This is a genomic window from Saccharothrix sp. 6-C, from assembly GCF_016695385.1.
Classification (GTDB): Bacteria; Actinomycetota; Actinomycetes; order Mycobacteriales; family Pseudonocardiaceae; genus Actinosynnema; species Actinosynnema texasense.
Genome location: NZ_CP064192.1, coordinates 5,133,047 through 5,147,338, shown reverse-complemented (window position 1 = coordinate 5,147,338; position 14,292 = coordinate 5,133,047). Strand labels below are relative to the sequence as shown.

Below are 14,292 nucleotides of genomic sequence, written 5' to 3'. Positions count from 1 at the left end.
AATGGTCACGGTATCTTGGCCGTGCGACGCCTGGCAAACGGGGAGCGTGATGGTGCGGCTGAGCAGGGCGGAGGCGCAGGAGCGCAACCGGGCGCGGGTGCTGGACGCCGCCCGCGCGGAGTTCGTCGAGCGCGGCTTCCGCGACGCCAAGATCGACACGATCGCGCAGCGCGCCGAGCTGACCAGGGGCGCGGTGTACTCGAACTTCCCCGGCAAGCGCGCCCTCTACTTCGCGGTGCTGGCCGACCTCGCGGAACGCGCGGCGGCGCCGGCCAACCCGCAACGCGGCGCCGACCGGCGGGCGGCGCTCGGCGCGCTGGCCCGCGCGTGGGTCACCTCGCTCAGCCACGACGCGTTGGCGCGGGACTTCCTGCCCGAGGTGGCCGCCGAGGAGGTGACGCGCCGGCCGTTCACGCAGCTGATGAAGCTGGACGCGGTGCTGCTGAGCCTCGCCCTGGAAGCGCTCGACCCGGCCGTGCCGCCGCCCGGCTCGCCACCGGCCCGGGTGGTCCGCCTCGCCGAGATCGTGCTCGCCACCCTGCACGGCGCGAGCGGCCTCGCCACCGCCGCGCCCGGCTTCCTGGAGCCGTTCGACGTGGTCAGCGCGTGCGAACAGCTCGCGGGCCTGGAGCTGAACGACTGGTGGTCGGCGCCTCCCGGCGCGGCGGTGCTGCGGGAGGACCGGCCGTGGACGCCGCCCGCCGCGGTCGACCTCGTGCGCGGCGCGGAGGTGACGCCGGACGAGGACGGCGTGGTGGTCGTGCTGGGGCTGAACCGGCTCGCCGCCGTGGAGGAGGCCGTGCGGGCCACCGGCGGGCGGGTGACCCTCGCGATGGTGACGGGCACGCCGGGGGAGCTGGCCCCGTTGGCGCGGCTGGTGCTGGCGCGGCTGTGCGTCGGCCTGCGGCAGTCGTTCCCGGTCACGGCGTGGCCGCGGTTGCGGGTGGTGTGCGACGACGCCGGCGCGGTGGCGGCCGCCGCGGGCGTGCCGTCGGTGAGCGACGAGACCGAGACCGCGATCCGCGTCGAGGGCGGCCGGGTGGTGGCGCGGGCCGAGGGGTCAGGCGCGGGTCACGCGGTCAGCTCCGGGGCGAGGGTGCGGACCTAGTCGCGGAACCGGTCCTGGGGCCGGTGGCGGCAGGCCTGCGTTCCAGGACCTTGCGGAACTCGGCCGGGATCGGGGTGCTGCGCAGCTCCGGCGTGCCGAAGGAGACGTACCGGTTCCAGCCGGTGGCCACCGGTGTGCCGTCGACGTCCGCGTCGAACCCCATGGTCAACGTGGTGGTGCCCAACGTCCGCACCCGCACCGCGATGCGCAGCAGGTCGTCGAACCCGGCCGGGTTGAGGTAGCGGATGGAGGTCTCGGCCATCACGAAGTCGACGCCGTGCTTCTCCAACTCCTTGTAGGAGCCCAACAGGGACCGCAGCGTCTCCACCATGGCAGCCTCGAAGAAGACCGCGTAGCGCGACGCGTGCACGATCCCCTGGCGGTCGCAGTCGACCGGGCGCACCCGCACCCGGTGCACGTGGGCAGGTCGGGCGTCAGCCATGTCGGCGATCCTATGGGGTCACCCGGGCGGTGCGCGTCGGCCTAGCGGTGGCTGCTCCGAGTGACGCCTCGGCCAGTCGGCCCACCGCGACCAGCGGGATCACCGCCGTCGGCGACCACGTGGCGAGCGGTCGCAGCGAGAGCACCGCCCGCGCGGCGCGGTCGGCCCGCCGCGCGAGAGGGCGGCCGGCACCGAGACCGCGGCCACCGCCTCGCCGGCCGGCCGAGGTCCGCGGCGGACCGTCAGCCCTTGCGGCGGTGCCGCCGGACGCTCTCCTCCACCAGGTCCAGCACGGGTTCGAGGTCGTCCGCCGGCAGGCCCATGGCCAGGTGCGACACCAGGCCCTCCAGCACCAGCTCCAGGAACGACGTCAGCACGTCCACGTCCACGTCGTCGCGCAGGTTGCCCGCCTCGCGCTGGCGCTCCAGCCGCTGCCGGGTCGCGTCGGTCAGCTGCCGCGAGCGCTCCGCCCACCTGGCCCGGAACTCCTGGTCGGTGCGCAGCCGCCGCGACACCTCCAGCCGCGTGCCGAGCCAGTCCGCCGGGTGCTCGACGTCGTTGGGGTCCGGCGGGTACAGCAGGTCGCGCATCACCTGCACGAGGCCCTGCTGGGCGACGACCTCCGCCATGCGCAGCGCGTCGTCCTCGGCGAGCGCGAGGAACAACGACTCCTTGTCCCGGAAGTGGTGGAAGATCGCGCCCCTGGACAGGCCGGTAGCCTCTTCCAGGCGGCGCACGGTCGCGCCTTCATAGCCGAAACGCGCGAAACACGCACGAGCGCCGTCGAGGATCTGACGGCGACGGGCATCGAGGTGGTCCTGGCTCACCCTGGGCACCTGTCGATGTTGCCAGGGCCGCCTGACGAAATCCAATCAGTACGTACGGCTTGGCCCGTCCACTTTGGGGTGTACTTCGCCGTCTCGGCTCGAAACCCCAGGTCACCGTCACTACGGTGGCGCACCGTGACCGCAGGTGAGGACATTCGTCCGCCGCTGAAGCTGGTGCCGGGTTTGGGCTGGTCGAACCGACCGTCCACGGTGGACCGCAGTCGGCACGGCCCGGACTTGATCGATCTGATCAGGCTCGTCGGCCGACGGCCCGGCGACACCGCCGACCGCTCGCCGGGCTGCTCCGTCGTGGTCTACGAGGCGTTGTGCGTCCCGGAGCCGCTGCGCACACCCGCCTACGCCCTGGCGCTCGGCGACGACAGCGGCGTCGACCGGCTGCCGCACGCCGCCGCGAGCTTCTTCGTGCACGAGGCCGCGTTGCACGTCCGCGTCGGCGACGAGGCGGTGATGGCCGACCAGCTGGACGCGCTGGCGAACCGGGCCGACGCGCCGGTGCGCCTGGTGCCGTTCGCGGCAGGCCACGTGGGCGTGCTGCGGTCGTCGTTCGCCCTGCCCGAAGGTCGGCGCCCGGCGGAGGTGCTCGACCGGATCGCCCTGGACGTGCCGTCCTCGCGGGCGGAGTTCGGCCGCCAGGCCGCGCGCTACCGGAGCCGGTGAGGAGACACATGGGATCGAACGCACTGGGCGCACGACCGCAGCGGTCGCCGCGGCGGCGGCTCGCGGTCGCCGCCGTGACCGCCGCGACGGCGTTGTCGCTCCTCACCGCCTCCGGCGCCGCGCACGGGCTCACCGACCACCAGTCCGAGGCCGCGACCATCTCGCGCGGCGCGGTGGAGGCCGAGCACGCCGGGTTCACCGGCACCGGGTACGTGGACTACGACAACGCGTTCGGCGGCTACGTCGAGTACTCGGTGACCGCGGCCCGGGCGGGCACGCACGCGCTGGTCTTCCGCTACGCCAACGGGAGCGGCACCGACCGGCCGCTCGCGCTGACCGTGGACGGCGCGCGGGCCGGCGTCGTCCCCTTCCCCGGCACCGGCGGGTGGGCCACGTGGCGCGACGTCACCGCGCCGGTCCGGTTGCGGGCGGGCGTGAACCGGGTCCGCGCCACCGCCACCACCGCGGCCGGCGGGCCGAACGCCGACCGCCTCGTGGTCGACGACACCGACACCGAGCCGCCCACCCCGCCGCGCGACCTGCGCGCCACGGACCGGTCCGAGACCAGCGTGTCGCTCGCGTGGGACGCGGCGGCGGACGACGTCGGCGTGGTCGGCTACGACGTCTACCAGCACGGTCAGCTCATGACGAGCGTGCCCGGCACGACCCTGTCCGCCACCGTCGCGGGCCTGCGCCCCGACACGGCGTACGACTGGACGGTCTTCGCCCGCGACGCCGCGCCCAACGTCTCGCAGGCCAGCAACAACGTCGTCGTGCGCACCGACGCCCCGCCGCCGGACGACGAGCCGCCCACCGCGCCGGGCGGCCTGCGCCCCGCCGGCAAGTCGCCGACCAGCGTGTCGCTGGCGTGGGAGGCGGCCACCGACAACGTCGGCGTCACCGGGTACGTGGTGCACCGCGACGGCGTGCAGGTGGGCACGACCGACGGCCCGTCCACCACGGTCACCGGCCTGAGCGCCGGCACCGGCTACCGGTTCGCCGTGCGGGCGCGCGACGCGGCGGGCAACCTCTCGCCGTTCAGCGACGAGGTGATCCTCGCGCCGGGCGGGACGGCGCCGCCGGGCGAGCCGAGGCCCGGCGCGGTGACGACCTTGCGCGAGGGCACGGACGTGCCGTGGGGCCTGGCGTTCCTGCCCGACGGCACGGCGCTGGTGTCCGAACGGGAGCGGTTCACCCTCTACCGCCTCGCGCCGGACGGCACGCGGACCGACGTCGGCCGGGTGCCGGGCGCGCAGGGCACCAACGGCGAGGGCGGCGTGCTGGGCGTCGAGCTGTCGCCCGCGTTCGCCACCGACCGGCACGTGTTCATCTACCACACCACGTCGTCCGGCAACCAGGTCGTGCGCGCCAGGCTGATCGGCGAGACGCTCACCGGCTGGACCACGATCCTGAGCGGCCTGCCGAAGAACCGCTACCACAACGGCGGGCGGCTGCGGTTCAGCCCGGACGGCAGGTACCTGTTCGTCTCCACCGGAGACGCGCAGAACGGCAGCTACGGGCAGAACCTGGACACCAACGCGGGCAAGATCCTGCGCATCCACCCGGACGGCTCGATCCCGGCGGACAACCCGTTCCCGGGCAAGGCGATCTGGAGCTACGGGCACCGCAACGTGCAGGGCCTCGACTTCGACTCGCAGGGCAGGCTGTGGGCGACGGAGTTCGGCAACAACTCGCTCGACGAGCTGAACCTGATCACGCGCGGCGGCAACTACGGCTGGCCCGGCTGCGAGGGCACGCAGGGGTACTGCGAGGGCAGCATCCCGCCGAAGCGGATGTGGCCGACGACGGCCGGCGGGCCGAGCGGGTTGGCGATCGTCAACGACCACCTCTTCGTCGGCACCACGGTCGGCAAGCGGCTGTACCGGCTGCGCATCGAGGGCTCGGAGCTGGTCGAGGAGGCGGTCTACCTCCAGGGCGAGTACGGGCGGTTGAGGACGGTCGAGGTGGACCCGGAGGGCGACCTCTGGGTGACGACGACGTGGGACCTGGACGAGGAGGTCGGCAACGACCGCGTGTTGCACGTGGACCTCGAGTACCCGGGTTCCTGACCGGTCACCCGGTTGCCACGAGTTGTTCACACCGCGCCCGGATTGTCCGTTCGGCCACCGCGATTCGTCCACTCGGCGCAAGGGGGACGCCACCGGAACGCAGCCGCCCTCCACCCGACCGGCCGTCAGCCCCGCGCACGGCGCCGGGCATGTCGTTGATCCGCAACGGTTTTCCATAGCTGCGAGTGTCGGTGCCTGCGTGTAGCGTCGAACGGACGAGATTTGATCACGGGGAGTGCCACCAGTGACTGCTGTCCGTAATGCGCCGGCTCCGGGACCCGCTCCGGCGGTGTTCCGGGACCGAGCGGAGGCCGAGGCCTACGTCGCCTCGGTCTGCTTCAAGCACGGGCCTCCGAGGCTGCTCGGAGTCGAATTGGAATGGACCGTCCACCACGTCGAAGATCCCAGCCGACCGCTCGACGCGAAGACCCTCGCGGCCGCGCTCGGCGGGCACGCGCCACCGACCCTCGTCCCCGACAGCCCTCAGCGGCCACTGCCCTCCGGCACCCCGCTGACCGTGGAACCGGGTGGCCAGGTCGAGATCTCGACACCGCCGCGGGAATCGCTGACGGATCTGCTGAAGACCGTCGCGGCGGACATCGACCACCTCCACAGCCTGCTCGGACCGGCCGGTCTCCGGCTCGGTCAGCACGGCGCCGACCCCTTCCGCCCGCCGCGCCGGATGCTCCAGGTCCCGCGCTACGCGGCCATGGAACACGCCTTCGCCCCGATCGGGCCCGAGGGCATCACGATGATGTGCAGCACCGCGGGCCTCCAGGTCTGCCTGGACTTCGGGCTGGCCTCCGACCTGCCGAAGCGCTGGGCCGCGGTGCACGCCCTCGGACCGGTCGTCACCGCCCTGTTCGCCAACTCGCCGGGGGTGAACGGCCGGCGGACGGACTGGGCCAGCGCGAGGATGCGCACCTTGTACGCCACCGACCCGGTGCGGACCCGGGCGGCGGCGGTGTGCGCCAACCCGGCCGAGGCGTGGGCCAAGCGGGTGCTCGACACACCGGTCATCGCGGTGCGCAGACCGGGCCCGAACTGGCTGCCGCCGCACCCGTTGACGTTCGCCGACTGGATCGCGGGCGCGCTCGACCGCCCGCCGACGGCCGACGACCTCGACTACCACCTCACCCTCCAGTTCCCGCCGGTCCGCCCGCGCGGGTACCTGGAGGTCCGCTACCTGGACTCGCCGCCGCACGGCCGGTGGCTGCCGCCGGTGGTGCTCATGGCGGCGCTGTTCAGCACGTCCAAGTACGTGGACGAGGTGCTCGCGGTGACCGAGGGCGCCGCGAACCGCTGGCTCGCCGCCGCGCGTTACGGCCTGGCCGACCCGGTGCTCGCCCGCGCGGCGCGCGACGTGGTCGACCTGGGCTGCGCCGCGCTGCCCGACACCGACCTGTCGGTCGGCCAGACCGACGCCATCGCCGAAGAACTGCACCGCACGCTCGCTGAGAAGACCGGAGGGGGCCGTTCATGACCAGCACCGAGAACCTTCGCGACCAGGTCGCCGCCCAGCTCACCAGGGCCCGTGACCGCAGCAGGCTGCTCACCGACGCGGTGGACGACCACGACCTCGTCCGCCAGCACTCCAAGCTGATGTCGCCGCTGGTCTGGGACCTCGCGCACATCGGCAACCAGGAAGAGCTGTGGCTGGTCCGGGACGTGGGCGGCCGCGAGCCGGTCCGGGCGGACATCGACGAGCTGTACGACGCGTTCAAGCACGCCCGGTCGGCCCGGCCGGAACTGCCGCTGCTCGGGCCCGCCGAGGCGCGCAAGTACGTCGGCGAGGTCCGCGACAAGGTGTTCGACGTGCTCGAGCGCACCCCGCTGGAAGGCCACCGGCTGGTCGACGGCGGGTTCGCGTTCGGCATGATCGTGCAGCACGAGCAGCAGCACGACGAGACCATGCTGGCCACCCACCAGCTGCGCGTCGGCGACCCGGTGCTGGACGCGCCCCGCCCGCCGCGCGGCGGCCCGGTCGGCCCGGCCGAGGTGCTGGTGCCCGGCGGCCCGTTCACCATGGGCACGTCCACCGAGGCGTGGGCGCTGGACAACGAGCGACCCGCGCACCAGGTGGTCACCGAGCCGTTCTTCATCGACACCACGCCGGTGACGAACGGCGCGTACGCGGCGTTCATCGCCGACGGCGGCTACCGCGACCCGCGGTGGTGGAGCGAGGCCGGGTGGGCGCACGTGCGCAAGGCGTCCCTGGTCGCGCCCCGGTTCTGGGAACGGGTGGGTGACCAGTGGTACCGCACCGCGTTCGGCCGCACCGAGCCGATCGAGCCCGACCAGCCGGTCGTGCACGTCTGCTACCACGAGGCCGAGGCGTACGCGAAGTGGGCGGGCAAGCGGCTGCCCACCGAGGTGGAGTGGGAGAAGGCGGCCCGCTTCGACCCGGCGACCGGCCGGTCCCGCCGCTACCCGTGGGGGGACGAGGACCCGACGGAGGCGCACGCGAACCTGAACCAGCGGCACCTGACGCCCGCTCCGGTCGGGGCGTACCCGGCGGGCGCGTCGGCGTTGGGGGTGCACCAGCTCATCGGTGACGTGTGGGAGTGGACCAGCTCCGACTTCCACGGCTACACCGGGTTCGAGGTGTTCCCGTACGCCGAGTACTCCCAGGTGTTCTTCGGGCCGGACTACAAGGTGCTGCGGGGCGGGTCGTTCGGCAGCGACCAGGCCGCGGTGCGCTCGACGTTCCGGAACTGGGACTACCCGATCCGGCGGCAGATCTTCGCGGGTTTCCGCTGCGCGCGGGACGCTTCACGGGACGACCTGGCCTGACCGTGTGCCGCCACCTGGGTTACCTGGGCCCCGCCGTGCCCGTCGCCGCGCTGGTGCACGACCCGCCGCACTCGCTGGTGCGGCAGTCGTACGCCCCTCGGGACATGCGCGGCGGCGGCACGGTCAACGTGGACGGCTACGGCGTGGGGTGGTACCCCGCGCCGGGCGGCCCGGCGGTGCGCTACCGCCGGGCCGGCACGATCTGGTCCGACGAGAACCTGTTGGCGCTGAGCCGGGTGACGCTGTCCGGCGCGGTGCTGGCCGCGGTGCGCTCGGCGACGGTCGGCATGCCGGTGGCGGACACCGCGTGCGCGCCGTTCACCGACGGGCGGTGGCTGTTCAGCCACAACGGTCGGGTCGCCGACTGGCCGGAGTCCGTCGTGGACGTGGCGAAGACCGTGCCGGTGGCCTCGTTGCTGACGTTGGACGCGCCGACCGACGCCGCCCTGCTGTGGGCGTTGGTGCGGTCGCGTCTCGCTTCGGGTGTCGCGCCGGGCGTCGCGCTGGCTTCGGTCGTGTCCGAAGTCGCCGCCGCCGCGCCCGGTTCGCGGCTGAACCTGCTGCTCACCGACGGCACCGTGCTCGCCGGCACGACGTGGACCCACTCGCTGTGGGTGCGCTCCGGCGACGGCGCGGTGACGTTGGCCTCGGAGCCGTTGGACGACGACCCGCGCTGGCGGGAGGTGCCCGACGGGCACGTCGTCACGGCTGATGTGTCTACTGTGGACGTTCAACCGATTGGACGAGGATGACCGAGCCTGTGCTGGACGTGCACCTGACCCCCGAGGACGCGGCGATCGCGCTGCGCGCCGAGGCGCGGGCAGGGCTCACCGCGCGGCCGAAGTGGGTGTCGCCGAAGTGGTTCTACGACGCGGTCGGCAGCGACCTGTTCGAGGAGATCACCCGGCTGCCCGAGTACTACCCGACCCGGGCGGAGCGGGAGATCCTGGTGGCGCGGGCGGCGGAGATCGCGTCGCTGACCGGCGCGCACTCGTTGGTGGAGCTGGGTTCCGGCTCGTCGGAGAAGACCCGGCTGCTGCTCAGCGCGCTGCGCTCGCACGGCACGCTGCAGGAGTTCGTGCCGCTGGACGTGTCGCCCTCGGCGTTGACGGAGGCGGCGCGGGCGATCCTGGCCGCGTACCCCGGCCTGCGGGTGCACGGGGTGGTCGGCGACTTCACCGAGCACCTGGGCCTGCTGCCCGGCGCGCCACCGCGGGTGGTGGCGTTCCTGGGCGGGACGATCGGCAACCTGATCCCGGAGGAGCGGGACAAGTTCTTCGCCTCGGTGCGCGACGTGCTGGAGGCGGGGGAGTGGTTGCTGCTCGGCACGGACCTGGTGAAGGACCCGGACGTGCTGGTGCGGGCGTACGACGACTCGCAGGGCGTGACGGCGGAGTTCAACCGGAACGTGCTGCGGGTGATCAACCGGACGTTGGACGCCGACTTCGACCCCGCCGACTTCGAGCACGTGGCCCTGTGGAACGCCGAGGAGGAGTGGATCGAGATGCGCCTGCGGGCACTGCGCCCGGTCAAGGCCCACGTCGCCGCGCTGTCCCTGGACGTGGAGTTCGCCGAGGGCGAGGAACTGCGCACCGAGGTGTCCGCGAAGTTCCGCCGTGAGGGCGTGACCCGCGAGCTGACCGCCGCGGGCTTCGCCCTCGAACGCTGGTGGACCGACCCGGAGGGCCGTTTCGCGCTGACCCTGGCCCGCGCGGTCGGTTAGCGGACGCGCGGCAGTCCCGTGCCCGGCGCCGGGCACGGGACCACCGCGTCGTCAGACGAGCCGGTGCCCGCCGTCGACGTGCAGCACCGAGCCGGTCATGAAGCGGTTGCGCTGCACGGCCACGAACGCCTCGGCGAGGTCCTCGGGCACCCCGATCCGGCCGACCGGGAGGCGGGCCGCCATCGCGGCGAGCCGTTCGGCCTTGGCCGGGCCGGCCAGCTCGTCCCACACGGGGGTGTCGACCCATCCCGGCGAGACGACGTTGACCCGGACCGGCGCGAGCTCCAGCGCCAACGCGCGGGCGAGGGCTTCCAGCGCGCCGTTGGCGGCGCCGAGCACCGAGGCACCCGTCCCCGGCCGGTACGCGGCGATGCCGGAGGTGAAGGTGATCGAGCCGCCGGGCCGGACGCGCGGCGCGGCGTGCTTGGCCACCAGCCACGGCCCCAGCAGCTTGGTGTCGATCACGGCCCGCGCGTGCTCCAGCGCGAAGTCGGCGATCGGGAAGTAGGCGTCGGTGGCGTCGACCGCGGTGACGACGACGTGGTCGAGGGGACCGGCGTCCCGCACCAGCCGTCGGACGTCGTCCTCCCGGGCGACGTCCACCACGGCGGTGCGCAGGCGCTCGTGGTCGCCGAGGTCGCGCGCGGCGGCGGCGAGTCGGTCGGCGGACCGGCCGGCGATGGTGACGACGGCGTCCTGGTCGAGCAGGAGGCGGGCCGTCGCCAGGCCCATGCCGGAGCTGCCGCCGATGACGAGTACGTGTGTCATGCCCAGCAGCGTCGTGGACGTCGGGCGGCGCGGGGAGACCGCGCCGGGCCTGGTCCCGGCGGGGCCACCCCCGCGGTGGTGCGACACTCGGGGCATGGGTGTGCTGGGTGAGTTCCTGCGCAGCCGGCGTGGCCGCGTCCGGCTGGCGGAGGTCGGGCTGCCCGCGGGGGTCGGGCGGCGGCAGACGCCGGGGCTGCGCCGCGAGGAGCTGGCGGCGCTCGCCGGCGTGAGCGTGACTACTACACCCGGCTGGAACAGGGGCGGGACACGAACCCCGGAGCCGAGGTGCTGCACGCGCTCGCGTCGGCGTTGCGGCTGGGCGAGGACGAGCGCGCACACCTGCACGCGTTGGCGCGCGGCTCCGCCGGCCCGACGCCGTGGTCGGGCGCGGGCGCGCCGCGCCCCGGGTTGCTGCACCTGCTGGAGGCGGTGCGGCCCACGCCGGCGTACGTGCTGGACCAGGTCAGCGACCTGCTGGCGGTGAACCCGGAGGGCGAGCGGCTGATGCCGGGCGTGTGCGGGCGGGGCAACCTGGTGCGCTACGTGTTCACCGATCCCCGCGCCCGCGACGTGTTCGTGGGGTGGGAGGGCATGGCGCGGGACTGCGTGGCGCACCTGCGCACGGTCGCCGCCGCGGACCCCGGCTCGGCGGCGTTGGCGGCCCTGGTGGCGGAGCTGTCGGCGGCGAGCGCCGAGTTCGCGGCGCTGTGGCGGCACTACGACGTGAAGGTCAAGAGCGGCTCGCGGCGGACCTTCCGCGACGCCGCGGGCAACCACGTCGACCTGACTTCGGAGATCCTCACCGCCGCCGACGGCCAACGCCTGGCGGTCTTCCGCCCCACCCCCTGACCCCGAGAGTCCTACCCCCACGCGTCGAGAGTCCAACCTCCACGACCCCCGAGTTCAACGCTCAGCGCGTCACGGCCGGCTGGACGTACGCTCCGGGCAGCGGTTCGGCGGGCTTCCGGTGGACCGCTCGGCCACCGGCAGGGCACGGCAAGAACCGTTCGTCGGCCACGAATCCTCCGTTCTGCGGGTGTTGCCGACCACGTTCGAGTGAAAGCCTCGCGCGATGGCGTCGCGGTGTCATCGAGGGGCGACGCCGAGCGAACCGAGGGAGCGCTATCGCATGCCACTTCGAAACAGAGCGCTGGTTCTCGCGCTGGCCGTCGGCACGGCGGTGTCCGGTCTCGTGGGCACCGGCGCCGCCACCGCGCAGGAAGCACGGGGCGCCGCCCCGATCCAGTGGACGACCTGCGCCCAGGACGTCCTCGACGAGATCCCGGCCGCGCAGCGCGACAAGGTCAGCTGCGCCAACCACCCCGTGCCGCTGGACCACCGCAAGCCGAACGGCCCCAAGATCACCGTCGCGCTGATGAAGCGCCCGGCCGACGACCAGGCCGCCAAGGTCGGTTCGCTGTTCATCAACCCCGGCGGCCCCGGCGGCGCCGGCCTCATCTACTCCGCCTACGGCAGCTCGTTCTTCCAGCCGGAGGTCATGAACCGGTTCGACCTGATCGGGTTCGACCCGCGAGGCGTCGGCCGCAGCTCGCCGTTGCGCTGCTTCAAGACCCTCGAAGAGGCCGAGGAGGTCTTCGGCCGGATGTCCGCGGTCCCGGTCACGCGCACCGAGATCCGCAACACCATGGACGCGACCGAGGACTACACCGACGCGTGCGCGCGCAACGCGGGCCCGTTGCTCGACCACATGTCCACCGAGGCCGTGGCACGTGACCTCGACCTGCTGCGGCAGGGCGTCGGCGACCGGCAGCTGACCTTCGTCGGCTTCTCCTACGGCACGCTGCTGGGCGCGACCTACGCCAACATCTTCCCGTCGAAGTCCCGGGCCCTCGTGCTGGACGGCAACGTCGACCCGGCGCTGCGCACCTCCAACGGCGCGGAGTACGACCGGCAGCGCGCGCAGGGCTTCGAGCTCGCGCTGGACGCGTTCCTGAAGCGCTGCGACGTCGAAGGCGACAAGTGCGCCTACAGCGACGGCGACCCGCGGGCCAAGTTCGACGAGGCGCGCGACCACCTGCGCACGAAACCGATCACCCTGCCGGACGGCCAGGTCGTGACCTACGACGGCTACATCGGCCGGGTCGGCAGCGACCTGTACGCGCCGACCCGCTTCAAGGCGCTGGCCGCGTGGTTGCAGAGCATCTACGCGGTGCTGCACCCGGGCGTCGCCACGTCCTCCGCGCAGGAGCAGGCCGCGCTGCTGCCGCCGTTGGCGAACAAGCGCGGTCTGGCGGACATCAGGGCCGGCCTCACGGGCGACACCGAGTACCTGTACGACGACTCGTACTACGGCGTGAACTGCACGGACAAGCCGTTCCTCCGGGCGCCGCAGCTGTTCCCGGTGACGGCGGCGGTGTGGGAGCGGGAGTCGCCCACGTTCGGCCGCTCGCAGGCCGCGTCCGACCTGCTCACGTGCGCGACCTGGCCGGTGCCGCGGCCGGACCGCTGGGCGGGTCCTTGGGGCAAGCGCACGCCGAACCCGATCGTCGTGGTGGGCAACTACTACGACCCGGCCACGCGGTACGAGTTCAGCAAGCGCATGGACCGGCAGCTCGGCAACGCGCGGCTGCTCAGCGTGGACGCGTTCGGGCACTGCATCCTCGGTGACAGCGCCGGCGTGGACACCGCGGTGACCGACTACCTGGTCGACCTCAAGGCCCCGGCGGAAGGTCAGGTGTTCCAGCCGAACGCCCAGCCGTTCTAGCGGCGCCGGGTGCGGCCGTCGTCGCGAGGGCGACGGCCGCACCCGCCAGGACCACCAGCTCCGTCCGCACGGGCGCGGTGCGCAGCCAGGTGAGACCCAGGTAGACGACCGCCGTGAGCGCCACGACCGGGCTCTTGCGCCGCCACGACCACACGGCCAGCCCTGCTGCCACCACGAACGCCATGAACAGGTCGTCGTGGTCGACGAACGAGACGGCGACCGCGGACGAACCCCTGTCGACGGCGACGAGCGCCGTGACCTCGGCGGTCGCGCCCAGGTCCTCGACCGTCGGCCCGGGCCACGCCGGCGCGGTGAGCGCCAGGAGCACCGGCCACACCACCAGGCCCACTCCGACCAGCAGCAGCGGATACCACGCGCCAGGCCGGCGGGCGTGCAGGTCGTGGGCGGCGGCCACCGCGGCGACGACGAGCAGCGCGAACGCGCCCCAGTGCCACAGCGAGCCGAGCAACCCGGCGATCGCCGTCACGTGCCACGGCCGCACCCGCCCCAGTCGGGCGTGCGCGAGGACCGCGCCGGCCACGACCACCAGCTCCGGGTACGGCCCGGTGGCCGACGGGTCGACCGTGACGAGCGCGTCGGGCGACGGCGTCGGGGCCCCGACCGGTCCGTACGACATCCAGCCGAACTCCGCGACCGGCGCCGACGACGGCTCGAAGCACCAGACCGCGGCGAGGTAGCCGGCAGCCGTGAGCGCGACGGTGCGGCTGCGCGCCCGCCACGCCCAGGCTCCCAGTCCGACCGCGACCACCAGCCCGAGCAGGAACCGCCACAGGTCGAAGTGGACGGACCAGGCGGGGAGCGACCACCCGCCCGCCGACTCACCGGCCGTCGCCGGCGCGAACATCGTCGACCCCGCCACCAGCAGCGGGAACCAGGCACCCGGCCGCTCGGCGTGCGCCTGCCGTGCCCTGAGCAGCAGCCCGGCGATCACCAGGGTCGACGACGCGCCGGGCGGCGGACCGTCCTCCCACAGCGGCAGGACGAGCCCGACCACGACCGGTAACGCCCACACGACGGCCCCCACGGGGGCGTAACCCTAGCGGCCCGCCGAGGCCCGCCGAGGCCCGCCGAGGACCGCCGAGGACCGGTGAGGACCGGCGTGAGGGGCGCCCCGGGTGAACCGCTCCCCAGAAGTTGG

At 73.7% G+C, this 14,292-nt stretch carries 13 protein-coding genes; 9 read left to right on the top strand and 4 right to left on the bottom strand.

Translation table 11 applies throughout. The annotated features are described in order from the left end of the window. Nucleotides 1–49 precede the first annotated feature (49 nt). Nucleotides 50–1,108, top strand: coding sequence for a TetR/AcrR family transcriptional regulator (locus IOD16_RS21465; RefSeq protein ID WP_201435864.1), 1,059 nt, complete (start codon nucleotides 50–52; stop codon nucleotides 1,106–1,108). Here the strand turns inward: IOD16_RS21465 and IOD16_RS21460 are convergent. Both IOD16_RS21460 and IOD16_RS21455 read right to left on the bottom strand, forming a co-directional pair. Beyond that, complete coding sequence (locus IOD16_RS21460; RefSeq protein ID WP_201435863.1) at nucleotides 1,080–1,550, bottom strand: acyl-CoA thioesterase; 471 nt, start codon at nucleotides 1,548–1,550, stop codon at nucleotides 1,080–1,082. The two genes, IOD16_RS21465 and IOD16_RS21460, sit on opposite strands and share 29 nt — an antisense overlap. Before the next feature lie 242 nt (nucleotides 1,551–1,792). Beyond that, nucleotides 1,793–2,386 (bottom strand): TetR/AcrR family transcriptional regulator, encoded by a 594-nt coding sequence (locus tag IOD16_RS21455; protein WP_053718020.1) that lies wholly within the window; start codon nucleotides 2,384–2,386, stop codon nucleotides 1,793–1,795. Nucleotides 2,387–2,512: 126 nt separating this feature from the next. Between IOD16_RS21455 and IOD16_RS21450 the strand changes: the two genes are divergently transcribed. From IOD16_RS21450 to egtD, 6 genes are all read left to right on the top strand, one after another. Continuing rightward, entirely contained in the window at nucleotides 2,513–3,055 is a 543-nt protein-coding gene (locus IOD16_RS21450) for a Scr1 family TA system antitoxin-like transcriptional regulator (protein ID WP_201435862.1), read from the top strand. A gap of 8 nt (nucleotides 3,056–3,063) precedes the next feature. Next, nucleotides 3,064–5,124, top strand: a complete 2,061-nt coding sequence (locus IOD16_RS21445; protein ID WP_201435861.1) for a PQQ-dependent sugar dehydrogenase — start codon at nucleotides 3,064–3,066, stop codon at nucleotides 5,122–5,124. A 373-nt stretch (nucleotides 5,125–5,497) separates the two neighbouring features. Then, nucleotides 5,498–6,607 (top strand): glutamate-cysteine ligase family protein, encoded by a 1,110-nt coding sequence (locus IOD16_RS21440; protein WP_442978052.1) that lies wholly within the window; start codon nucleotides 5,498–5,500, stop codon nucleotides 6,605–6,607. After that, nucleotides 6,604–7,917 (top strand): ergothioneine biosynthesis protein EgtB, encoded by a 1,314-nt coding sequence (gene egtB / locus IOD16_RS21435; protein ID WP_201435859.1) that lies wholly within the window; start codon nucleotides 6,604–6,606, stop codon nucleotides 7,915–7,917. Before IOD16_RS21440 ends, egtB begins: the two co-directional genes overlap by 4 nt. A 2-nt stretch (nucleotides 7,918–7,919) precedes the next feature. After that, entirely contained in the window at nucleotides 7,920–8,669 is a 750-nt protein-coding gene (gene egtC, locus IOD16_RS21430) for an ergothioneine biosynthesis protein EgtC (RefSeq protein ID WP_201435858.1), read from the top strand. Then, nucleotides 8,666–9,640 carry an L-histidine N(alpha)-methyltransferase gene (gene egtD / locus IOD16_RS21425; protein WP_123747302.1) on the top strand — a complete coding sequence of 325 codons (975 nt, stop codon included), beginning with the start codon at nucleotides 8,666–8,668 and terminating at the stop codon, nucleotides 9,638–9,640. Before egtC ends, egtD begins: the two co-directional genes overlap by 4 nt. Before the next feature lie 51 nt (nucleotides 9,641–9,691). On the opposite strand, the gene IOD16_RS21420 is transcribed toward egtD, so the two are convergent. Further along, nucleotides 9,692–10,408: an SDR family oxidoreductase gene (locus IOD16_RS21420; protein ID WP_201435857.1), complete on the bottom strand. Its 717-nt coding sequence runs from the start codon at nucleotides 10,406–10,408 to the stop codon at nucleotides 9,692–9,694. A gap of 285 nt (nucleotides 10,409–10,693) precedes the next feature. Between IOD16_RS21420 and IOD16_RS40490 the strand changes: the two genes are divergently transcribed. Together IOD16_RS40490 and IOD16_RS21410 are read left to right on the top strand one after the other, a co-directional pair. Continuing rightward, nucleotides 10,694–11,257 (top strand): MmyB family transcriptional regulator, encoded by a 564-nt coding sequence (locus IOD16_RS40490; protein WP_236594265.1) that lies wholly within the window; start codon nucleotides 10,694–10,696, stop codon nucleotides 11,255–11,257. A 280-nt stretch (nucleotides 11,258–11,537) separates the two neighbouring features. After that, the gene (locus tag IOD16_RS21410; RefSeq protein WP_201435856.1) at nucleotides 11,538–13,133 is read left to right on the top strand and encodes an alpha/beta hydrolase; all 1,596 of its coding nucleotides are present in this window, start codon (nucleotides 11,538–11,540) and stop codon (nucleotides 13,131–13,133) included. Here IOD16_RS21410 and IOD16_RS21405 read toward each other — a convergent pair. Beyond that, nucleotides 13,081–14,178 (bottom strand): hypothetical protein, encoded by a 1,098-nt coding sequence (locus tag IOD16_RS21405; RefSeq protein WP_201435855.1) that lies wholly within the window; start codon nucleotides 14,176–14,178, stop codon nucleotides 13,081–13,083. The genes IOD16_RS21410 and IOD16_RS21405 overlap by 53 nt on opposite strands. Between the last annotated feature and the right edge of the window lie 114 nt (nucleotides 14,179–14,292).